The following is a 21,130-nucleotide window of genomic DNA, read 5'->3' as shown; positions in this document are numbered from 1 at the left end:
TTTCGATCACGACTGCGTTGAAACGAGAAAGGGGACCGGCACTTTGTGCCGGTCCCCCATGAATTTTTCTTAAACCTTCTGGGTCTCGGCTTACTCTGCGGCCTCCGCCACTGGCAGGACCGAAATAAAGGTGCGGTTTTTAAGTCCCTTGTGGAATTTCACGGCGCCATCGACAGTTGCAAAGATGGTGTGATCTTTGCCAATGCCTACGCCTTCGCCCGGCCAGAACTTGGTGCCGCGCTGACGCACGATGATGTTGCCTGCGATAGCGGCCTGGCCACCATACAGTTTTACGCCAAGGCGACGACCAGCTGAGTCGCGACCGTTACGGGAGGAACCGCCAGCTTTTTTATGTGCCATTCTCTCTCTCCTTAGCCTTTAGCCAATTCTTTGGCTTGCTCAACCCATTCGGGTTTCACTTTGACCGTTTCGATAGCAGCAATCTGCTCATCCGACAAGGCGGCCAGAGCGGCAAAGCTCTCGATACCGGCCTCAACCAGCTTCTTGGCGGCGGCAGGGCCGACACCGTTCAGTTGGGTCAGATCGTCAGCAGCGGCAGCAGCGGGTGCTTCAGCCTTGGCTTCGGCTTTCTTGGCAGGCTTTGCAGCGGGTGCCGCCTCGCCAGCCGGAGCGGAACCGGTTGCAGCTTTGATGCCCGATTTGTCGGCGCCCGACGCCAGAATGTCGATGATTTTGACCAGTGTCAGTTTCTGACGGTGGCCAACGGTACGCTTCGAGCTGTGCTTACGACGGCGTTTGACGAACTTGATGACCTTGTCACCTTTGATCTGTTCGATCACTTCGGCCTGAACGCCTGCGCCTGCAACGAAAGGTGCGCCAACAACCGGAGCGTCACCGCCCAGCATCAGAACATCGTTGAATTGAACTTTTTCACCTGCGTCGGCAGCCAGCTTTTCAACGCGGAGGATATCGCCCGCCTGAACCTTGTACTGCTTGCCGCCAGTCTTGAGGACCGCAAACATGCGTTTTTCCTTTTCTAACCCGCGTTCTGTGGTCCCCTTTGCGGGTGTTTTGGCCCCAAGAAACTTGAATGCCACCTCGAACAGCGCGCCCTTTTCGGGCTGTGTGAATGACCCCTGACAACGTCATGCAGGCCAAATAATAACGATACCCGGCGCGGAAAACCGGCCGGGATGCGCGCTTATCCATAGAATGCAGGTAAAAGTCAACACCAAAGCGGCGTTAAAGATCGGACGCCCTCAGCGCCTGTGCAACCGCCTGCCCCAGGCGATAGGAAATATCATTGAACATGCGGTCAAAGCCGTCAAACACGGCGTCATTCAGGGCCCGTCCCGTTTCGGTTCTTGAAAACGCGATATTTTCGCGCATCTGAGCCTCATCCAACGGGCGGTAGGCCATAAGAAGAAACGAGAAAAGCCACTCTTCGGTGTCCTCGCTCCGACTGTCCTTCTGCAACAAAAGCTCGGCCAGCAGTTCCTGATCGTCGGTCCGCGCATCAACATCAAGACCCCGAAAGAAGCTGTAGTCTGACGTCAATGCCCCCTGAACATTCTTTTCAATCAGGTTATTTGCCTCGATATATTCCTTGACCAAAGCAAACTGAGCGGTGCTGCGTTCTGCGGATTTGTAGGATTCTCGGGCCATGTCTTCGATTGCCTGATCCGACATGGCGCGCCGGGCCGAGTTTTCCAGTGTTACGATGGTCTGGCCAAGATCGCTTTCAAAAAACAAGATGGCCTGATCAAGCTGAACATCGGACATACCCTCTTTGAAGGCGTCCGTCAGATGTTCCCGCATCCAAAGGGGATCGTAGATACGATTGACCTGCGACTCGAAAAAAGCGCCACCCTTGTTATCCAAAAAAGTATCGTCAAGAGTTTCGCGATGGCCCTTCCCCTCGTGAACAAGGATTTCCATCACCTGTGTCAGACGCATGGCTTGTGCCAGCCGATCGACTTTTCCATCGGCATACAGCGGCAGTGCCCAACACAGGGCGACCACAAATGCCAGAATTACGCGCTGCATCAAATGTCCTGTGCCGGGTGCAACTCGGCCATCCGTGCGGCCAGAACCTCGAACCTCATGGCCATGATCTCATATTGGATGGCGTTCAACAGCTCGTAAACTTCCTGCATCAGCGGCTGTTCCAGCGCGTCAACATATGTATCGACATCAGCGTCGGAAAAACCCTGATAGGTGTAAGCAGCGCCCGCCAGATTGGACAATTGCAGTGACTGACGCATTGCCGGTTCATTTTGCTTCATCAATTCACGCAGTTCATCCCCGTCCAGCTGTAGCTCGATGACTCCCGATGCGCTGGCCGCCAGCAGGAAGCGCACCTGAATTTCCTGCAAGGCACGCAACGCCGTACCTGTGGAATCGATCGCGGCGTTCATGCGTTTAAAACTTTCGACCCGTTTCGACCCGTTCTTGATCAGATCAGAAATGATCCTTTGGCCTGCCAATTGCTTGACGTCATCGTCTTCTTGCATGTGTGAGGCATTTTCGGCCACGACCAGACGTTGACCAAGGTTAGACGCGTAAAACTCGACAGCGTGTGCCAGGGCCTCGTCACTTAGGGTCTGTTCCAGAATGGAAACTGCGGTGTCGTGCATTGCACCGACTTCAAAAACCTCGTCCGTCAAACGGGTCCAGTCCGAGCCGAAACCCTCTGGGTCAACACCCAACATCTGCGGCGCGGACCGTGAGCTCAGGGCGATGCTTTCAAGAGCTACGTCAAAACCGGTCGTCGTCAAAAAAGCCTCAATCCGATCCCGGTTCGCCGCAGAAAGCTCCAAAGGAACCAGAACAAGTGCCAGAAACGGGGCGAGAAACCAAAAGGCGATGCGGTGTGCAAACTGTGTCATACCTTTCAGAGTAGGTGTTTTGCGCTGGCAGGCAACGGAAAATCCCGGCAATCACGATTTCCGGAATTTTCTGCTTGCGCCCCCGTTCGTTCCTGACTAAATCCCCCCCTCACAGACCCCCGCGGAGAGGTGCCGGAGTGGTCGAACGGGGCGGTCTCGAAAACCGTTGTGGGTGCAAGCCCACCCAGGGTTCGAATCCCTGTCTCTCCGCCACAATCCCAATATCGAAGGCTGTCAGAAAACGTCTTCCGGTCTGATTTGGGTTCTCAACAAAATTGCAAGTGGTCCGCTGTCAGAAACTGTAGTGGCCTGGGTCACCCGGCGTGTTCTTGCCGTGAAATCTGGTGCAATCAGCGTAGCACGGCCCAAACCTGTATTCTGCTGAGAATTCACAGGAATTCCCCTTTGTATCCCCGCTACATTTAACGCATCCCAGCGACACATTTTCCAAAGGAGACACACATGTCGCGTATTCTTATCCTGATCATCATCGCCGCTGTTGGTGTTGGTGGTTACTACTATCTCAACCAGTCCGAACAAACCCCGGCTGAACAAGTGCAATCCGCAGCGCAGGAGGCGGGCGATGCAGTGGCTGATGCCGCGTCAACCGCTCAGGAAGCTGCGTCTGATGCGCTGGAAGGTGCAACAGAACAGGCCAGCGAGGCAGCTTCATCCTTGACCGAACAGGCGCAGGAAGCCGCATCGTCGGTTGCCGACCAAGCCAGTGAGGCAGCTTCGTCTGTTGCGGAACAAGCATCCGAGGCAGCACAGCAAGCCGGTGATCAGGTGGCGGCGCTGGCGGGTCAGGGACAGGAATTGCTGAGCTCCTGGATTCAGGAAGGCAAGCTGGACCCCACCAATTTCGACTATGAAGGTATCATGAGCTCGATTCAGGACAGCACATTGGCCACGGATCTGAAAGAACAGGCGATCAAGATTGTAAATGACATTAAAGAGTCGCCTGAAACCATCGCCTTGAAGATTCAGGAACTGACCGCGCTGTTGACGCAGCAGTAACAAAGAAGGGGCCGGTTGCCAGTTTCCGGCCCCTACCCCGCACGCCAATTTTCCAGTCGTGCCCTTACGTTATCGTTTCTCTGAATTGACCCAGTGTTCGGCTTTTGATTGGCTGCCCCGACAACACATCCTCACCCCGAGGTCGCCCGTTGGCAATCTCCTGTTTAAGGGGGTGTGCACATTGAACAAGCCATCTTGAGGACGATCCCATGACTGACCTGCCCCAAACAATGAAAGCTGCCATCCTGAAACACGGCGGGTACTCGGCCACTTCGACCGGACCAGTCATCGAGAATGCGGCTGATTGGCTTGAACCCGCGGAACTGCCCGTTCCCAATCCCGGCCCCGGTCAGGTTTTGATCCGCCTGCGCGCGTCGTCGGTCAATCCGTCCGACCTCCACTTCATTAAGGGTGAATACGGCCAGCCGCGCGTCAAAGGTGCCGCGGCCGGCTTCGAAGGCTGTGGCGACGTCGTTGCAACCGGAAAAGGTGCCGAGGCGCTGAAGGGACAGCGCGTCGCTTTCGTGGCCGCAGGTTCCGGCGCCTGGGCGGAATACATCGTGACGCAGATGCAAATGTGTATTCCCTTGCGTCCGGATATTTCAGATGATGACGGCGCCGCGCAAATCGTCAACCCTCTCACCGCGATGGCGATGGTGGACATGGCAAGGGAAGACGGCGATGCATTTGTGATATCCGCTGCGTCCAGCCAATTGGGAAAACTGATGTGCAGCCTCGGGCGTGATCTGGGGTTGAAACCCATCGCGCTGGTGCGCCGGGCCGAGACAGTCGACACGCTGAAAAGTCTTGGAGCTGCCGAAGTGCTTGTGACGTCCGATCCTGAAATCGTCGAGAAGTTTGCCGCGATAAGCGCCACGCTGAAGCCGCGGGTCTTCCTTGATGCGGTGACGGATCAACTGTCCGAGAAACTGTTCTGCGCCATGCCCAACCGGGCGCGCTGGGTCAGCTACGGCAAACTTTCGACCGAAGCGCCAACGCTTTCCCAGACCGGCCAGCTGATTTTCATGGGCAAACGGATCGAAGGTTTCTGGCTGACGCAATGGATGATGTCGACACCGCCCGCTGACCAGATGCGGGTTGTGGCCGAAGTTCAGGCCCGCTTTGCCAATGGTCGCTGGAAAACGGATGTTTCCGAACACCTTACACTCGTAAATCTTGTGTCGAATCTTGCCGAAGCGCTGAAAAAGAGTGACGGAAAGGTGATTATCGCCCCATAGTAGAACTCACCTGCGTTGCCGGAGGATACACGCGGGCGGAAGAAGACGCTGGAAAACCGGTGGAGGGAGGACAGTGTGGATAATGCGCAGCTGCTGATTAGCGGGCTGGCGAACGGGTGTGTCTACGGCCTGATCGCGCTTGGCTTTGTACTGATCTACAAGGCTACCGAAGCGGTGAACTTTGCGCAGGGCGATTTCATGATGCTGGGCGCATTTGTGACCATCGGCCTGACAAATACCGAATACATGGGGTTGCCGTTCTGGCTCGCTCTGCCTGTTTCATTGGGAATAATGGGCGCGCTCGGTTTTCTTCTGGATCGCCTGATCATTCGCCGCTTGTTCGGTGAAAGCCAGACCGCCGTTGTCATACTGACCATTGCTTTGGGCTTTGTGATCCGTTTCGTTGCCGGTCTGATCTGGGGGCACGAGCCGCAAACGCTGCAAAACCCGCTTGCGGGCAAAGAAGTGCGTATGGGCGGTCTTGTGCTGGGGATGGAGGATGTCGCGATAATCGTTGTTACGGTGCTGCTGACATGGGCACTCTATGTTTTCTTCAGCCGCACCAAGCTGGGTCTGGCGATGCAGGGCGCCTCGCAAAACCAGCTGGCAGCTTATTACATGGGCATTCCCGTCAGGCGTGTTCAGGGATGGGTCTGGGCTTTGGCCGGAGGCGTTGCAGGAATTGCCGGAATTCTCTTTGCTGCAAAAGGGGCTGTGGATCCGACAACAGGATTGCTGGGCATCAAGGCGTTTGCCGCCGCCGTTATCGGCGGGTTCGGCAGTTTGCCGGGTGCATTGGCCGGAGGGCTGATTGTCGGCATTATCGAACCCTTCGCCAGCCGGTACATTGCGGCAGGTTACAGCCAGGTCGCACCATACGCTTTGCTGCTTGCCGTCCTGATCTTCCGGCCAAACGGGCTGTTCAGTCAGGTCCGGGTCAAGAAGGTCTGAGCCATGCGGATCGTTTTCAAAACCGACTACATACAGGATATCCGCCCCTGGAAAGACGGGTTCCAGCTGTGCCTTTATCTGCTTCTATTGTTTGTCGTCGCGGCCGCGCCTTTCGCACTGGACGATTTCTATCTGGGTGAACTGACAAACGTTCTGATCTGGGCCATCGCCGGTCTGGGTCTGATGATACTGACCGGACATACAGGGCAAGTCAGCCTGGGCCATGCGGCCTTTCTGGCCTTTGGCTGTTACGCCAACGTGGCCCTGATTGAGGCAGGCGTTCCTTTTCTAGTCGCGTTTCCGCTGGCCGGAATTCTGACCGGGATCGCGGGTGTGACCGTCGCGGTCCCTGCCCTGCGGCTTCACGGTATCTACCTGGCGATCTTTACCATGGCGCTGTCCATCCTGATGGATGACATCATCGTTCTGTCCGAGCCGATCACTGGTGGTGTCGCGGGTAAGTATATCGGCGGGGTCGAGATCTTTGGCCTTACGGTTGACCGCTGGGGGACGCCTGATCTTTTTTACTGGCTGGTTCTGTTTGTCACCGTTCTGGTCACGTTGGGATATATAAACCTGCTGCGGGCCCCGTTGGGACGTAGCTTCATCGCCGTTCGCGACTCCGAGGTTTCGGCGCAGGCGATGGGTATCGATATCGCGCGAACAAAGATGATTTCATTCGCCCTGTCCTGTGCGGTTACAGGTTGGGCCGGCGCGTTGATGGGTCTGTTTGCTGGTGCGTTTAACAATGAAACCTTCAGCGTCCTGATCTCGATCCAATTGCTGATGATGATCGTTGTCGGCGGGCTGGGCTCGATCCATGGCGCGTTTCTGGGCGCAATCGTCATCGGGTTCTTGCCGCAGTTTCTATCGATTTCAAAGGAATATGTCGGCGCGATTATCGGCGGAAACACCGTTGCCATTCCGGGGCTGGAGTTCGGCATCTTTGGCATGATCCTGATCGGCTTCATCCTTTTCGAACCCATGGGCATCTATGGCCGCTGGCTAAAAATCCGCACCTGGTTCGAACTGTTTCCCTTCTATCGCAAGGACATGTTCAAACGGCAGAAATCCTATCTCAAGACGGAGCGTCTGAGATGAGCTTGCTGAAATTTGAAAACGTTACCCTGAAATTTGGTGGTCTGACGGCCGTGGACAATTTGTCCTTCGAGGTTCAGAAGGGCGAAGTTTTTGCCATAGTCGGGCCGAATGGCGCGGGCAAATCGACGGTCTTCAACCTGATCTCGCGCTTTTACGAACCGTTTTCAGGGTCGATTAGGTTTGATGGTCACGATCTGCTTCAGGTCAAACCGTCTGGCGTGGCGGCCTTTGGTGTGGCGAGAACCTTCCAGAACATCGAGCTCTTCGAACACGCAACTGTCCTGCAAAACCTTTTGGTCGGACGACACAGGCATCGGACTACGAACCTGATTTCGGAACTTTTGTTCACCCCTGCAGTTCGACGGCAAGAGCTGGAGAACCGGGAAAAAGTTGAAAAAATCATCGATTTCCTCGACTTGCAGGCCTATCGCGACAAGATGATTTCAGGGCTGCCTTACGGCGTGCGCAAAGTGGTCGAAGTGGCACGTGCCCTGGCGACCGATCCCAAGTTACTGTTGCTGGATGAACCGGCGTCGGGGCTGTCGGTGGAAGAGACGACCGATATGCGTTGGTGGATCGACGATATCCGGAGGCAAATGGGAATTACCGTGCTGATGGTCGAACACGATATGGGATTGGTATCAGGCGTGTCCGACCGGGTCCTGGCCATGGTAGATGGGGCAAAGCTGGCCCTCGGGCCACCGGCAGACGTGCAATCGCACCCGGCCGTGATCGAGGCTTATCTGGGAAAAGCCTCATGAACACTCCGATCTTGCAAGTTCGCAATATCGAAAGTTTCTACGGTCCGATCATGGCCATTCGGGGCGTTTCACTGGATGTACACGAAGGAAAAATCGTGTCGATCCTTGGCGCAAACGGCGCGGGCAAAACCACATTGATGAAAACCATCTCTGGTGTGATGGACCCGGAAAAGGGAACAATCACCTTTGACGGCGGTGACATCCAGGGCTGGGAGCCGCACAAGGTTGTCCAGCGCGGGGTGGTCCACATCCCGGAAGGGCGCGAAGTGTTTCCTCTGTTAACGGTTGATGAAAACCTAAGCCTCGGCGCCTACACCCGCAAAGACAAAGACCAGATCGAACAGGATCGTGAGCTGGTTTTTCGTTATTTTCCGGTTCTGAAAAGCCGTCGGTCGCAAGAGGCCGGAACCCTTTCGGGTGGGCAGCAACAGATGCTGGCGATAGGGCGCGGATTGATGGCCCGGCCTCGTATCATGTTGCTGGATGAGCCGTCTTTGGGCCTGTCCCCTCTGCTGGTGCAAGAGATCTTTGGCATTCTCAAACGTCTGAACGAAGAACAGAATATGACGATGTTGCTGGTTGAACAGAATGCCAACGCGGCGCTGGAACTGGCGCATCACGGCTATGTCATGGAGGTGGGTCGCATTGTCATGGACGGGGCCGCGGACGCGCTTTTGCGATCCGAGGATATTCAAAGCTTCTATCTTGGAAAACAAGAAGAAGGCGCGCGCGAAAGCCGCCGCTGGAAGCGGAAAAAGACGTGGAGGTAAGACGGATGGACGCCACGCCCCTACCCCCACAGGTCGTGATAAACGGCGTTCAGTTCAACGCAACGGCAGGTCAGCGCCCGGTGCGTGTTGATGGCTGCATCACAATTGCTGAGTTGTTCCAAAGCCGATGTGCCGAACTGGGCAGCCGAACGGCGCATCGCGAAAAAGACCTGGGTATCTGGAAGTCCTATTCCTGGGCCGATTACTGGCAGCATGCCAAATGGATCGGGCTGGCCTTGCGCAAGCTGGGACTGGAGCGTGGCGATGTGGTCTCAATCCTGTCCGAAGATCGCAAGGAATGGGCCTGGCTCGACATGGGTATTCAGGGCGTTGGCGGTATCGCTTCCGGCGTCTACACCACGGATTCCGCCAGTCAGTTGCAGTATCTGATCAACGACAGCGGCAGCCGGTTTCTGATTGTCGAGGACGAAGAACATCTGGACAAGTTTCTGGGAATTGAGACCGAGGTTCCCGATCTGATCAAGGTAATCATCCTTGAGGACGAAGGATTGCATGACCTGAACCATCCGCGCTGCATGATGATCGACGAGCTGTTCGCCTTGGGCCAAAAGGCAGAACTGGCCGAGCCCGGGCGCTTCGAAGCGGAAATTGCATTGGCCAAACCGCAGGACACTGCCTTGCTGGTCTATACGTCGGGCACAACCGGTCAGCCGAAAGGCGCAATGCTTAGCCATGAAAACATTCTGGCCGCCGTCGAATCCGCGGCACGGGCGCTGCCAGCACTGCCCGGCGATGAACAGCTGTGTTTCCTTCCCTTGTGTCACATTCTGGAACGTAATGTCTCGGTCTATTTTCCTTTGGCGGCCCGCTGCACTGTCAATTTTGCCGAAAGCCCTGAAACTGTTTTTGCAAACCTTCAGGAGGTCTCGCCGACAACCTTCACAGCGGTGCCAAGGGTTTGGGAAAAGATCTACTCACACGTCCAGATCCTGACGCAGGAAGCCACACCTTTGGGGCGGCTGGCATTCGGCCTGGCATTGAAAACTGGTGCGCGCCGTGCCGGATATCTGAGCGCAGGCCAGCCAGTTCCATCCGGCGTCGCCACCATATTCTGGTTCTGGGATCAGCTGGTTTTGAAAAACCTGCGCCGGATGCTGGGTCTGGACAAACTGCGACGAGGCGGAACAGGTGCCGCCCCAATCTCGACTGATCTGCTGAAATGGTACTGGTCCATCGGCGTGCCGTTGGTGGAAGGGTTCGGGATGACCGAAACTTCGGGCCTTGCCACACTCAACACCACAGACAGTAATAAGATCGGAACCATAGGCAAAGCCGTCGAAGGGTGCGACATCCGCATCTCGGACGATGGTGAAATCCAACTGAAGGGCCTGAACATTTTTCAGGGATACTGGCGCAACAACGCGAAAACGGCAGAAACCTTTACCGCCGACGGCTGGCTGCGTACCGGAGATATGGGGACATTAGATAAGGATGGCTATGTCACCATCACGGGCCGCCTGAAGGACATTATCATCACCGCAGGTGGTAAGAACATCACCCCAGCCGAGATCGAAAGCCGTCTTAAGTTCAGTCATTATGTCGCGGACGCAATCATTATCGGGGACAGGCGCAAATTTCTGACGGCACTGATCATGATTGATCAGGAAAATGTCGAAAAATACGCGCAGGGCCATAAAATCCCCTTCTCGAATTTCGCCTCGCTATGCGCAGCATCGGAAATCAGGCAGTTGATCAGTTCAGAAATTGCCGCTGTGAATGCAGAGTTTGCCCGGGTCGAGCAGATCAAGGATTTCCGTCTGATTGACGTCCTGCTGACCGCTGAAGACGACGAGCTTACAGCCACGATGAAGCTGAAGCGCGGACTGGTGGAAAAGAAACACGGGCACCTGATCGAAGACATGTACACTTGACCAAAAGATTAACGGGAGGAAAGAGATGAAGAAATTACGTAACAGGCTGGCGGCTGCATCACTGCTGACAGCATCGGCAACACTTGGGTGGGCGCAAACACAGGGCGTGACCGATGATGAGATTGTCATTGGTTCTGTCAACGACCTGAGCGGGATTTTCGCCGCGGTGGGTGTTCCGGCGACCAAAGGTGCAAATGTCGTCTTTGATCGGGTGAATGCGGCTGGCGGCGTGCACGGGCGCAAAATTCGTTACGTCGTCGAAGACAATGGCTATCAGATGCCGCGAGCCATGCAGGGCTATAACAAATTGCTCAATCGCGACAAGGTATTTGCCATGTTGCAGTCGCTTGGAACGCCGATGAACATGGCAGGATTCAAGCTGTTGGATCCCAAAGGCATTCCCAACGTGGCGCCACTTACTGCTGCGCGTCAGATGTTGCAGGAACCCATGCGGAACAAGTTCACCTCCTTCTCGACCTATTTCGATCAGGCGCGTGTTGGTGTGAACTATCTGTCAGGCGAGTTTGGATCAAAGACGGTCTGCACCATGTACCTGCCGACAGATTTTGGTGAGGAAATTCTAGAAGGCAGCAAGGCCGGAGCCGAAGAGGCCGGGATAACTTTTGGATCAGAAACCACCCATAAACCGGATGAAACGGACTTTGTCGGATCGCTGAGCAAGCTCAAGGAAGAGGGTTGCGATATCGTCACCATGGCGCTTGGGGTGCGGCAGGCGATCACCGTCGTGGGCACCGCAAAGAAAATGGGCCTGACTGATATGAAATTTCTCGGCACCTCGGCCAGTTTCCTAACGGTCGTGGCGCAGGTGCCTGGTGGCGTGACTGATGGATTCTACGCGGCAGCTTCGTGGCAGGATCTTTGGGCGCGTGCGGATCAACCTGCCCCGGCCGCATTTATCGAGGAATACAAGGCAGCCACGGGCGAAGATCCGGTCGGATTTGCCATGCTGGGTTATTCGGCGGCTGAGATGATGGTCAAGGCGTTAGAAGCCGCAGGCCCCGATCTGACGCAGGACAGTTTCATCGCAGCGATGGAAACTCTGGATTATCAGGACGATCTGGTCGGCAACCACATCACCTATGGTCCTGAAGACCATCAGGGCGCGGATACTGTGTTCGTCAACGTTGTTGAAAACGGTGCGTGGAAACTCGTTTACGAAGAATGAATCCCTGACCCGCGCAAAGCAAAAGGGCTCGCAAGTGCGAGCCCTTTCTTTTGGGTATTCCCGGCGAATTAACGCTTCGAGAACTGGAACGAACGGCGGGCTTTGCGCTTACCGAATTTCTTACGTTCCACAACGCGGCTGTCGCGGGTCAGGAAGCCAGCGGCTTTCAGTGCGCCACGCAGGTTCGGATCATAGAGTTGCAGCGCTTTCGAGATGCCGTGCTTAACCGCACCGGCCTGACCGGTCAGGCCACCGCCTTTGACGGTTGCAACAACGTCGAATTCACCTTCTACGCCGGCAACCTGGAACGGCTGGCGCAGGATCAGCTGCAGAACGGGGCGTGCAAAATAGACATCCTGATCTTTGCCGTTCACGGTGACCTTGCCGGAACCCGGCTTGATCCAGACGCGGGCAACAGCGTCTTTACGCTTGCCAGTGGCATAGGAACGGCCCAGCTCGTCACGTACGGGTTCACGCACGATGACTTCTTCGGCCACGGTTTCAACGCCTGCGACGGCGCTCAGCTCTTCGAGAGTATTGATCTGATCAACCATCGGTCATTAGCTCCGGGTGTTTTTCTTGTTCATGGACTTGACGTCCAGAACTTCGGGGGCCTGGGCCTCGTGCGGGTGCTCGGCACCGGCATAGATACGCAGGTTGGTCATCTGCTGGCGCGACAGGCGGTTGCCTGGCAGCATGCGCTTGACGGCCTGGAAGACCACGCGCTCGGGGTGCGCACCTTCCAAAATCTGCTGTTTGGTGCGCGACTTGATGCCGCCCGGGTGGCCAGTGTGCCAGTAGAAGTTTTCTTCGCGCTTCTTGCCGGTCATCTGGATTTTGTCAGCGTTGATCACGATGACGTTGTCGCCCATGTCCATGTTCGGGGTGAACGACGCTTTGTGCTTGCCACGCAGGCGCATGGCGACGATCGAAGCAAGACGGCCCAGAACAACGCCTTCGGCGTCGATCAGGATCCACTTCTTGTCGATGTCTGCAGGTGTTGCAGAAAAGGTTTTCATGGCAGGATAGTCCTGTTTGATGTGAAAGACCGCCCCAGCGGAGCGGCCCGAATTCGATGGACGGGTTTTATGAGGTGCCTGCACGCAGGTCAAGCGGCACTTGTCTTATTTATGCATGTAAAAACAAATACTTAAAAAATAGGTATTATTTTACCCCATCTTCAAACGCTGATTTGTTCAGGTGGATTGTCCAATAGTACGCGCAGGCGTTGCATCGCGTCCTCGAACCGTTCCAGCGACACATGGCCATTCATGGCAATACGTACAGCGTTCGGCGCGCGCCCATCGCGCAGCGCGAATTCGTCGGCGGATCGGAGCTGTATCCCTTCCCGCTCGGCCGCGCGACTGAATGCGGCCGACCGCCAGCCAGACGGAAGGCTCAGCCAGACAAAGGGAACGTCCGGGCCCCAGTTCAGATCAAACCCACCCAGGGTATTGACGGCGACGCGTAGATAATCCCCCATCCGTGTGCGCACATCCTTGGCGATCTGGCGCGTGCGCGGATCGGACAACAAATGACGGGTTAATTCCGCCAAGGGTTGGGCCAATCCGAAATATCCGTATTCAGCGGAACGGCGCAAATCGACACTTCTTTCTCTGGGGGCGATAGCAAAACCCACACGCAATGCCGGTGTCAGAATCTTCGAGATTGATGACACGTGCCATCCCCGTTCAGGCGCCAGCGCCCGAAAGCTGGGCTCTCGGGCATCGCCCATGCGATAGCAGTCATCTTCAATGATCTGCAAATCAAAGCGACGGGCAATCTCAACGATCTCTTTCCTCCGCTCCAACGGTGTGTGCGCGCCCGTTGGGTTCTGAACTTCTGGCGACACACAGACGGCCTGCGCTGTGGTCTGGCGCAGAACATGCTCCAACGCTGCGGGATCGACACCCCATTTGTCCATCTTCACACCGACCACTTCCGCGCGCATCAGTTCGCCTGCGCGACGAAACCCGGCATAAGACAGGTCCTCGACCAGTACGACAGGTTTGGGCCCGCGCAGGATCGTCTGAAACACAACGCAAAGCCCGTTCTGGCCGCCATGTGTCAACACAATATCATCATGGGTCAGTGCGCCCAGCGGAAGGTCTGACAACCAGTCCACAACCGCCTGTCGCACGGGCTGGTACGCGTCACGCGTCGGGTAATTCAGAAACAAACCAGGATCGGCTTGCGACACTTTTTTCAGACATTCACGGATCAGGGATACCTGCCCCATATCTGCCAACCTCGGGCTGAACAGACTTACATTGGCATTGTATTTGTCGTCCCGAAGATGCAGTTGCCGCGCCCAAACGTCGTCAAGAATAGGTGATTTCGGCGGCGCAACAAATGTACCACGCCCGACTTCGGCTTGTAACAACCCCTCATCTGTCAGGATTGTATAGGCGCGCGCGACTGTACCAGGCGTTATTTGCAGGCGATACGCCAGTTCGCGCACCGGAGGAAGTTTGACGCCGACTTCCAAAGATTTGTTATCTATGGCTTTTCGAATTGTGTCTGCAACCAGAGTGTATTTCGGTCCTTTGGATTTCGGTAGCGCCTCTGGCCAAATTGTATCCATTACAATTCTTCCTTTGCTTTTGACACAATTTCGAATGTATCAGTCACGTGTACCAAGTACAGCTAATTTGTGTCAATACAATTGAAAGGAATTCCGAGATGACACGCACAATGCACACCCCCGCCCTTCTGCTGCTGACCGACAGCCCCCGGCTGCCTCTGGCCGCTGCACTGGCCGTGCGGTTTGCGGCAGCGGTCACTCAATGGGAGCGTCGTCGCCGTAGCCGCGTCAATCTTAGTTATCTGGATGACCGCTTGCTGAAAGACGTCGGTCTGACACGCCATGATGTGCGCCGCGAGGTAAAGCGCCATTTTTGGCAGATTTAACTGATCCCCAGTCCCATTATTGGGACCTCTTCCTGGGCCGGGGCTTGTCCCCGGTCTTTTTTATCCGAATTTCGCGGCCGCGGACCCTGCAGGTGGCAGGGAATAGGTCATCGTCGCTCTGGCAACAGGGTCTTCCGCGCCATCGGAATACATAAGTACGTCACCGACGGCCAAAGTCCGGCCCAGTTTCAGCAGGCGACATATAGCAATCATGTCCGTTTTGCCTTCTGGTTTGCGTAGAAAATCCAGGGAACTGTTTGTTGTGACCGCCAGGGATTGACGCCCTTTTCGCGCCAGAACTATCGCGTATACACAAACATCAGCCAGCCCGAACATGGATGGTCCCGAAACCGTACCCCCCGGCCGCAGATGCTGATCCTTCACAACAAGGCGCATGGTGATTGTATCTTCGGTCAGGTCCTCGACGACAAAGTCTTTATGCACCTGCGGGAAAACCTCCTTTAGGTATTGTGACAGTTCGTCCCGGTTCATTGCCAAAGCCATGCTTTCCCTCCTGCTCATACCGACCTAGAGTTGGCCCAACATGGGATCGGAGGGCAAGATGGCAATTCTGGAACGTAACGACACCGGCGCTGTTGCGCGGCTTACAATGAACGCCCCAGAGCGGCTGAACGCGCTGAGTGACGAGATGCTGTCGGCACTTCAGGCTGAACTGGACACGTTGCGTGAAGACACGTCGATCCGGGCTGTGATCCTGGCGGGTCAGGGTAAGGTTTTTTGCGCCGGGCACGACCTGAAACAGATGACGGCCGGACGCCAGTCCGAAGATGGTGGCAAAGCTTATTTCAATGACCTGTTTTCGCGCTGCGCGAAAGTGATGATGTCGATCCAGTCCCTACCCCAGCCCGTCATCGCACAGGTCCACGGCATTGCAACCGCCGCCGGGTGTCAGCTGGTAGCCACCTGTGACATGGCCGTCGCCGCGGAAGGCACAAGGTTTGGGGTGAACGGCGTCAATATCGGTTTGTTCTGCTCGACACCAATGGTGGCCCTCAGCCGCAATATCCCCAGAAAGCAGGCATTTGAAATGCTGACGACTGGTGAATTCATATCAGCCGAACGTGCGGCTAATTTGGGTTTGGTCAACCGCGTTGTCCCCGAGACGCGTCTTGAACACGAAGCCAATGCGCTGGCAGAACTGGTTGCTTCCAAGCTGGGATCCGCTGTCAAAATCGGTAAAGAGGCGTTTTATCAACAGCTTCTTATGCCGCTGGATCAGGCTTATGCCTATGCCGGTGACGTAATGGCGCAGAACATGCTGTACCGGGATACAGAAGAAGGCATTTCAGCCTTTATCGAAAAACGTCCCCCAAATTGGTCCCAATAATGCAATTGTTTTGCACATTTTTCGCCACTGTTTTGAATTTTGCACTTTCCAAAAGGGCGACACTGTGGCAAAGCTGGGTCGAGGCCAAGGCCTCAGGACACTTTTGGGTCGCCGTGGGCGGAAGGTCCCTCCAGCTGGTCTCTCTCACCAGCGCTGACAATCCCGCAGCGGCGACCCCAAGACCCCTTCTATAAAATTCGTGAAACCGCTTTGCCTCAGTTGCGCCCGATTGTGGTCTGCCCTATGTGGCATCGCATGACACAAGTTTTGCATATTGTAGGCGGCGGCATGGCCGGGTCAGAGGCGGCCTGGCAAGCTGCTGAAATGGGCGTGGATGTTGTGATCCACGAAATGCGTCCGACCATCGGCACCTTTGCACATCAGACCGGCAATCTGGCGGAAATGGTGTGCTCGAACTCGTTCCGCTCGGATGATGATGAGCAGAACGCAGTGGGTCTACTGCATTGGGAAATGCGTGCCGCCAATGGGTTGATCATGACAACAGCCGATGAACACCGCCTGCCAGCCGGTGGCGCGCTGGCTGTGGACCGTGACCCGTTTGCAGAAAGTGTGACCGCAAAACTTCGCACCCACCCGCGTGTGACGGTAACCGACGAAGAAGTGACGACCCTGCCCGACGAAGGCCAGTGGATCTTTGCGACCGGTCCCCTGACGTCACCCACGCTGGGTCAGTCCATCCAGGCCGAGACAGGGTCTGACGCACTTGCCTTTTTCGACGCCATCGCACCGATCGTCTATGCCGAGAGCATCGACATGAGCAAAGCGTGGATGCAATCACGCTACGACAAGGGCGAGACTGAAGAAGAACGCACAGCCTATCTGAACTGTCCGATGGACCGGGACCAGTACGAAGCCTTCATAGACGCGCTTCTGGCAGCAGATAAAACCGTATTTCACGAAGGAGAGACAGCAGGTTACTTCGACGGCTGTCTACCCATCGAGGTTATGGCCGAACGCGGTCGCGAAACGCTGCGCCATGGTCCGATGAAACCGGTCGGGCTGACCAACCCGCATGAGCCCGACGTGAAACCTCATGCGGTGGTGCAGCTGCGCCGTGATAACGCTTTGGGCACCTTGTTCAACATCGTGGGTTTTCAGACCAAGATGAAATATGGTGCCCAGACCGAAGTGTTCCGTATGATCCCGGGCTTGGATAATGCCAGCTTTGCCCGGTTGGGTGGCATCCACCGCAACACGTTCATCAACTCTCCCACGCTTTTGGATTCGCAAATGCGGTTGAAATCCAAACCCAACATCCGCTTTGCCGGACAGATCACGGGTGTCGAAGGCTATGTAGAAAGCGCCGCGATGGGATTGCTGGCCGGTCGGCTTGCCGCCGCTCAGATTTTGGGGCGTGACCTGCCAACCGTACCGCAAGACAGCGCAATGGGTGCTTTGATTCACCACATAACGGGCGGTGCCGAGGCTAGGACCTTTCAGCCGATGAACGTGAATTTCGGCCTGTTTCGCCCCGTGGATGGTCTGAAAGGCGGTCGTCGGGGTCGTAAAGACAGGTACAAGGCCTATACCGACCGGGCCAAAGCCGAATGGAGTACCTGGTTGGAGCATTGCTGACTGGACGCGTAATGCGGTCTCAGCCTAGCATGCTGGAATGAACGACACGTTTCTGAACAGCACATACAATCTCGGCACGCCTGAAGCGACTGAAGCGCACTATCAGAACTGGGCTGCAACCTATGAAAAGGAAGTTGGTGAACACGGTTACGCCACGCCGGGCCGTGTAGCAGCGGCTTTGTGGTCTTTCGCACCGAAGCCTCAGACACCCATTCTGGATTACGGCTGCGGCACCGGGTTGTCAGGGCTTGCCCTGCGCGCTGTTGGCTTTGAGGTCATCGATGGGATGGACCCAACAGAGAACATGCTTCAGGAAGCCGCCAGCAAAGGCGTTTACCGAACATTGACCGGATTCGATATCGCCAAGCCCGCGCCGTTGAAGCGTGGGGAATACACGATGATCACAGCCATAGGAGTGATCGGAAAAGGTGCTGCCCCGCCCGAGACACTGGATGTGCTGATGCACGCACTGCCCAAGGGTGGTTTGCTTGGCTTTTCGCTGAACGATCATGCGTTGGCGGACCATAAATTCACCTGCCGTCTGACGGATTGGGTCGACATGGGGGCAGCACGTTTGTTATTTCGTGAACACGGTCCCCACCTGCCTGGGATCAACCTTAACTCTGACGTGTATGTATTAGAAAAAGCGTGACTCTTGTAACGCGCTTTGCGCCATCCCCAACAGGCCCCCTTCATCTCGGGCACGCGTATTCTGCGTTGGTTGCCAGCGATAGGGCCGCATCTGAAAGCGGCCGGTTCTTGCTTCGAATTGAGGATATCGATCGATCCCGCTCACGACAGCTATGGGAGGATCAGATATACAGCGACCTCAGATGGATGGGGCTGACATGGCCAGAACCCGTAATGCGCCAATCGGATCGTATGGACGTTTACCATAAGGCGCTGGATCAACTGTGGGCGCAGGGGCTTTTGTATCCGTGCACGTGTAATCGCAAAGATATCGCAGCAGCAGCCAGTGCGCCGCAGGAAGGCGCACCCATGCTTGGACCCGACGGGCTTGTTTATCCCGGGACCTGTCGAAAAAGGTTTGCTGGCAAAGATTTATCGAACCTTCCTCGTCCAACTCAGGACCCCTTGCGATTGGATGTGGTCAAGGCGTGTCAGGCGGTCCGCAACCCGGACAGGTACCAATTTCTTGAGCTGGGATCGGGTCCGGGCGGCGAAACCGGCATTATCACTTTCACGCCTGATGAGGTGGTTACCACCATAGGTGATGTAGTTCTGTCCCGCCGCGACATGGGGACGTCGTATCACTTGTCCGTTGTGCTTGACGATGCTGCTCAGGGCGTAACACAGGTGGTTCGAGGGCGGGACTTGTTCGAAGCAACCCGCATCCACGTTCTTTTGCAGGCGTTGTTGAACCTACCGACACCCGAGTATTTCCATCATGATCTGATCCGCGATGATGCAGGCAAACGGCTGGCCAAACGTGACGATGCCCGCGCAATTGCAAAGTACCGGGCCGAAGGGGCCAGCCCAGATGACATACGCCGAATGGTTGGGCTTTGACCCCTATTCCATTGGCGCCATCAGTTCAGTTTCGTCCCCATCCCGAACGGCGGTAAAAAAACAGGTTCGTCGGTTGGTATGACAGGCTGCTCCGGTTTGACGGACGAGAACCAGTAGACAGTCCCGGTCGCAATCGATCCGGAAATCCACCAATTCCTGCACATGGCCCGAGGTTTCGCCCTTGATCCAGAAAGCCTGCCGCGAGCGTGACCAATAGGTCACCCGCCCGGTTTCGAGGGTCTTTTCAACCGCCTGTACATTCATCCAGGCCATCATCAGAACCTCGCCTGATGTTTCATCCTGCGCAATCGCCGGGATCAGACCCGCCTCATTAAATCTCAAAGTAGAGGGATCAAACACGACTGGGTCAGACATCTCAAAAACCTTTTGCATCCGGTGGGCTCGCCACTATGTATGGGTAACACACGACGAGGGAAAGCCATGAGCGGCGAGAACGACCTGATTAAGCTGTACTCTGGGCGCATTCTGGCGCTGGCTGCGGATATTCCGCATCTTGAGCGACTGGAAGATCCCGATGCAACCGTCAAGAAACGCTCACCTTTATGCGGATCGACTGTAACTGTGGACATCAAGGTTCGCGATGGTCAGATCAGTGCCTTTGGTCAGGACGTCAAAGCCTGCGCTTTGGGGCAAGCGTCCGCCTCGGTCGTTGGGGAAGCGATAATTGGCGCGTCGCGGGCGCAGGTCGAAGCTGCGCGCGATCAGTTGGCGGCCATGCTCAAGACTGGCGGCCCTGCACCTGATGCGCCGTTTGATGGGCTTGAGGTGCTTATGCCCGCACGGGATTATAAAAACCGCCACGCGTCGATCCTGCTGGTTCTGGATGCCACGGCTGAGGCCATGGCGCAGGCTGAACAGGCAAACTGCGCCTGATTATAGCTATTTGGTGTAAACCCGTTTACCCTCTGCCCAGATTTCAGGAGGGATGGGTTTGAATAATTTGCTCGAGCATTTCGTTACGCTTTGGGTCGTTATCGACCCGATTGGAACAATTCCCGTTTTCATTGCAGTTACTGCCGGATTGGACGCGGCAGGCAGGCGGCGGACAGCGATGTTAGCAGCCGTGATAAGTGCTGCCGTATTGCTGTTCTTCCTTGTATTTGGTCAGGTGCTGATCGAAGCGCTGGATATCGGGTTGAATTCGTTTCAGGTCGCTGGCGGCATTATTCTGTTTCTGTTTGCCCTGACGATGATCTTTGGTGAAAGCAAACAAGAGATCGAACAACGGCAAGCCGAAGAAGATCGTGAAGACGCGTATCACCAGCAGAACCCGGCGATTTTCCCGCTTGCCGTGCCTTCACTGGCATCCCCCGGCGCAATGCTGGCAATTGTTATCCTAACTGACAACCACCGTTACAGCATCGCGGATCAGGGTATCACAGCGCTTGTCATGCTTTCCGTATTGCTGGTTGCGTTTGTACTGATGCTTTTGGCCGAGCCCATCATTCGGCTGATCGGTCATTCAGGCGCGGCAATCATCAGCCGTGTCATGGGGATGATTTTAGCCTCGGTTGCTGCCAACTCAGTCCTGTCCGCGCTGTTGGAGATCTTCAAAACCGGCCAATTGTAAAAAAAGCCGCCGCGCTTTCCGGGCGAAAGGGCGGCGGCAGGTATTGCGTGTCTCGTGTGGGGTCCGGTGTACCGCGCGGGGCCGAGGCATGGCCCCTCAAGGGGTTTGGGACAGGCAGGTCACCCTTGACTGAAATGGGGATGACAGCGCGGATTTTTCGGCACGAGATCGCAGGCAGAAAGGCTTAGAAACCAACCGGCAGGTGAAGGGCCACCATCAGCATCACGACCAAAGACAACACGCCAACGGCATCCTGCAGGATGGTCGATTGCGCGCGGCTGAAAGCGGTCTTGATCTGGGTCAGCATAGGGTCACCTCCGGTCAGAGTTTTAATCCTTTGTTGACCTTTTGTTCTCATATTTCCAAGCACAGGTAAAGAACTTTTTGAGA

At 55.8% G+C, this 21,130-nt stretch carries 25 protein-coding genes and 1 tRNA gene; 16 read left to right on the top strand and 10 right to left on the bottom strand.

The genetic code is table 11. The features are described from left to right. Nucleotides 1-90 precede the first annotated feature (90 nt). The 4 genes from rpmA to ACR0M3_RS01510 form a co-directional block, all read right to left on the bottom strand. Nucleotides 91-360, bottom strand: a complete 270-nt coding sequence (gene rpmA / locus ACR0M3_RS01525) for a 50S ribosomal protein L27 (protein WP_050602452.1) — start codon at nt 358-360, stop codon at nt 91-93. Between the two features lie 11 nt (nt 361-371). Beyond that, on the bottom strand, nt 372-983 hold the full coding sequence (locus ACR0M3_RS01520) for a 50S ribosomal protein L21 (RefSeq protein ID WP_480909392.1): 612 nt from the start codon (nt 981-983) through the stop codon (nt 372-374). Nucleotides 984-1,203: 220 nt separating this feature from the next. Beyond that, the gene (locus ACR0M3_RS01515; protein WP_480909389.1) at nt 1,204-2,007 is read right to left on the bottom strand and encodes a DUF2059 domain-containing protein; all 804 of its coding nucleotides are present in this window, start codon (nt 2,005-2,007) and stop codon (nt 1,204-1,206) included. Next, nucleotides 2,007-2,849: a DUF2059 domain-containing protein gene (locus ACR0M3_RS01510; RefSeq protein ID WP_480545580.1), complete on the bottom strand. Its 843-nt coding sequence runs from the start codon at nt 2,847-2,849 to the stop codon at nt 2,007-2,009. The genes ACR0M3_RS01515 and ACR0M3_RS01510 overlap by 1 nt, the downstream gene beginning before the upstream one ends. Nucleotides 2,850-2,972: 123 nt before the next feature. On the opposite strand from ACR0M3_RS01510, the gene ACR0M3_RS01505 reads away from it, so the two are divergent. The 9 genes from ACR0M3_RS01505 to ACR0M3_RS01465 all read left to right on the top strand — a co-directional run bounded on the left by ACR0M3_RS01505 (nt 2,973) and on the right by ACR0M3_RS01465 (nt 11,765). Next, nucleotides 2,973-3,062: transfer RNA gene (locus ACR0M3_RS01505), tRNA-Ser, on the top strand. 249 nt (nt 3,063-3,311) lie between these two features. Next, complete coding sequence (locus ACR0M3_RS01500; protein WP_480545581.1) at nt 3,312-3,866, top strand: hypothetical protein; 555 nt, start codon at nt 3,312-3,314, stop codon at nt 3,864-3,866. Between the two features lie 209 nt (nt 3,867-4,075). Beyond that, nucleotides 4,076-5,104 (top strand): alcohol dehydrogenase catalytic domain-containing protein, encoded by a 1,029-nt coding sequence (locus tag ACR0M3_RS01495; protein ID WP_480909386.1) that lies wholly within the window; start codon nt 4,076-4,078, stop codon nt 5,102-5,104. A gap of 75 nt (nt 5,105-5,179) precedes the next feature. Then, a complete protein-coding gene (locus ACR0M3_RS01490) occupies nt 5,180-6,055 on the top strand; it encodes a branched-chain amino acid ABC transporter permease (protein ID WP_480485668.1) in 876 nt (291 codons plus the stop codon). 3 nt (nt 6,056-6,058) lie between these two features. After that, nucleotides 6,059-7,156, top strand: a complete 1,098-nt coding sequence (locus tag ACR0M3_RS01485) for a branched-chain amino acid ABC transporter permease (RefSeq protein ID WP_480909383.1) — start codon at nt 6,059-6,061, stop codon at nt 7,154-7,156. Then, nucleotides 7,153-7,917, top strand: a complete 765-nt coding sequence (locus ACR0M3_RS01480; protein WP_480909380.1) for an ABC transporter ATP-binding protein — start codon at nt 7,153-7,155, stop codon at nt 7,915-7,917. The genes ACR0M3_RS01485 and ACR0M3_RS01480 overlap by 4 nt, the downstream gene beginning before the upstream one ends. Then, nucleotides 7,914-8,687 (top strand): ABC transporter ATP-binding protein, encoded by a 774-nt coding sequence (locus ACR0M3_RS01475; protein WP_480485672.1) that lies wholly within the window; start codon nt 7,914-7,916, stop codon nt 8,685-8,687. Before ACR0M3_RS01480 ends, ACR0M3_RS01475 begins: the two co-directional genes overlap by 4 nt. Nucleotides 8,688-8,692: 5 nt before the next feature. Then, nucleotides 8,693-10,579: an AMP-dependent synthetase/ligase gene (locus tag ACR0M3_RS01470; protein WP_480909377.1), complete on the top strand. Its 1,887-nt coding sequence runs from the start codon at nt 8,693-8,695 to the stop codon at nt 10,577-10,579. Nucleotides 10,580-10,604: 25 nt separating this feature from the next. Then, nucleotides 10,605-11,765: an ABC transporter substrate-binding protein gene (locus ACR0M3_RS01465; protein WP_480485676.1), complete on the top strand. Its 1,161-nt coding sequence runs from the start codon at nt 10,605-10,607 to the stop codon at nt 11,763-11,765. Between the two features lie 68 nt (nt 11,766-11,833). Here ACR0M3_RS01465 and rpsI read toward each other — a convergent pair whose 3' ends face one another. From rpsI to ACR0M3_RS01450, 3 genes are all read right to left on the bottom strand, one after another. Further along, nucleotides 11,834-12,319, bottom strand: coding sequence for a 30S ribosomal protein S9 (rpsI, locus tag ACR0M3_RS01460; RefSeq protein ID WP_209503959.1), 486 nt, complete (start codon nt 12,317-12,319; stop codon nt 11,834-11,836). A gap of 6 nt (nt 12,320-12,325) precedes the next feature. After that, nucleotides 12,326-12,784, bottom strand: coding sequence for a 50S ribosomal protein L13 (rplM, locus tag ACR0M3_RS01455; protein WP_209503960.1), 459 nt, complete (start codon nt 12,782-12,784; stop codon nt 12,326-12,328). 161 nt (nt 12,785-12,945) lie between these two features. Then, nucleotides 12,946-14,349, bottom strand: a complete 1,404-nt coding sequence (locus ACR0M3_RS01450) for an aminotransferase-like domain-containing protein (RefSeq protein WP_480909375.1) — start codon at nt 14,347-14,349, stop codon at nt 12,946-12,948. A gap of 98 nt (nt 14,350-14,447) precedes the next feature. Between ACR0M3_RS01450 and ACR0M3_RS01445 the strand changes: the two genes are divergently transcribed. Further along, complete coding sequence (locus ACR0M3_RS01445; protein WP_480909373.1) at nt 14,448-14,675, top strand: DUF1127 domain-containing protein; 228 nt, start codon at nt 14,448-14,450, stop codon at nt 14,673-14,675. A 60-nt stretch (nt 14,676-14,735) separates the two neighbouring features. On the opposite strand, the gene ACR0M3_RS01440 is transcribed toward ACR0M3_RS01445, so the two are convergent. Further along, nucleotides 14,736-15,179 (bottom strand): PaaI family thioesterase, encoded by a 444-nt coding sequence (locus ACR0M3_RS01440; RefSeq protein WP_480909370.1) that lies wholly within the window; start codon nt 15,177-15,179, stop codon nt 14,736-14,738. Nucleotides 15,180-15,237: 58 nt separating this feature from the next. Between ACR0M3_RS01440 and ACR0M3_RS01435 the strand changes: the two genes are divergently transcribed. The 4 genes from ACR0M3_RS01435 to gluQRS all read left to right on the top strand — a co-directional run bounded on the left by ACR0M3_RS01435 (nt 15,238) and on the right by gluQRS (nt 19,149). Then, complete coding sequence (locus ACR0M3_RS01435) at nt 15,238-16,023, top strand: enoyl-CoA hydratase (RefSeq protein WP_480909367.1); 786 nt, start codon at nt 15,238-15,240, stop codon at nt 16,021-16,023. A 255-nt stretch (nt 16,024-16,278) separates the two neighbouring features. Further along, a complete protein-coding gene (gene trmFO, locus ACR0M3_RS01430) occupies nt 16,279-17,619 on the top strand; it encodes a methylenetetrahydrofolate--tRNA-(uracil(54)-C(5))-methyltransferase (FADH(2)-oxidizing) TrmFO (RefSeq protein ID WP_480909365.1) in 1,341 nt (446 codons plus the stop codon). A 37-nt stretch (nt 17,620-17,656) separates the two neighbouring features. After that, nucleotides 17,657-18,271 (top strand): class I SAM-dependent DNA methyltransferase, encoded by a 615-nt coding sequence (locus tag ACR0M3_RS01425; RefSeq protein WP_480909363.1) that lies wholly within the window; start codon nt 17,657-17,659, stop codon nt 18,269-18,271. After that, entirely contained in the window at nt 18,268-19,149 is an 882-nt protein-coding gene (gene gluQRS, locus ACR0M3_RS01420; protein ID WP_480909360.1) for a tRNA glutamyl-Q(34) synthetase GluQRS, read from the top strand. Before ACR0M3_RS01425 ends, gluQRS begins: the two co-directional genes overlap by 4 nt. A gap of 3 nt (nt 19,150-19,152) precedes the next feature. On the opposite strand, the gene hisI is transcribed toward gluQRS, so the two are convergent. Next, the gene (hisI, locus tag ACR0M3_RS01415) at nt 19,153-19,542 is read right to left on the bottom strand and encodes a phosphoribosyl-AMP cyclohydrolase (protein WP_480537831.1); all 390 of its coding nucleotides are present in this window, start codon (nt 19,540-19,542) and stop codon (nt 19,153-19,155) included. A 48-nt stretch (nt 19,543-19,590) separates the two neighbouring features. On the opposite strand from hisI, the gene ACR0M3_RS01410 reads away from it, so the two are divergent. Further along, nucleotides 19,591-20,043: an iron-sulfur cluster assembly scaffold protein gene (locus ACR0M3_RS01410; RefSeq protein ID WP_267366385.1), complete on the top strand. Its 453-nt coding sequence runs from the start codon at nt 19,591-19,593 to the stop codon at nt 20,041-20,043. A gap of 58 nt (nt 20,044-20,101) precedes the next feature. Continuing rightward, nucleotides 20,102-20,740, top strand: coding sequence for a MarC family protein (locus ACR0M3_RS01405; RefSeq protein ID WP_267366387.1), 639 nt, complete (start codon nt 20,102-20,104; stop codon nt 20,738-20,740). A 184-nt stretch (nt 20,741-20,924) separates the two neighbouring features. Here ACR0M3_RS01405 and ACR0M3_RS01400 read toward each other — a convergent pair whose 3' ends face one another. Then, nucleotides 20,925-21,047: a hypothetical protein gene (locus ACR0M3_RS01400; RefSeq protein ID WP_267366389.1), complete on the bottom strand. Its 123-nt coding sequence runs from the start codon at nt 21,045-21,047 to the stop codon at nt 20,925-20,927. Between the last annotated feature and the right edge of the window lie 83 nt (nt 21,048-21,130).

The organism is Ruegeria sp. O5 (genome assembly GCF_056535105.1).
The sequence above is the reverse complement of the archived record's forward strand: the minus strand, read 5'-3'. Positions and strand labels throughout refer to the sequence as shown.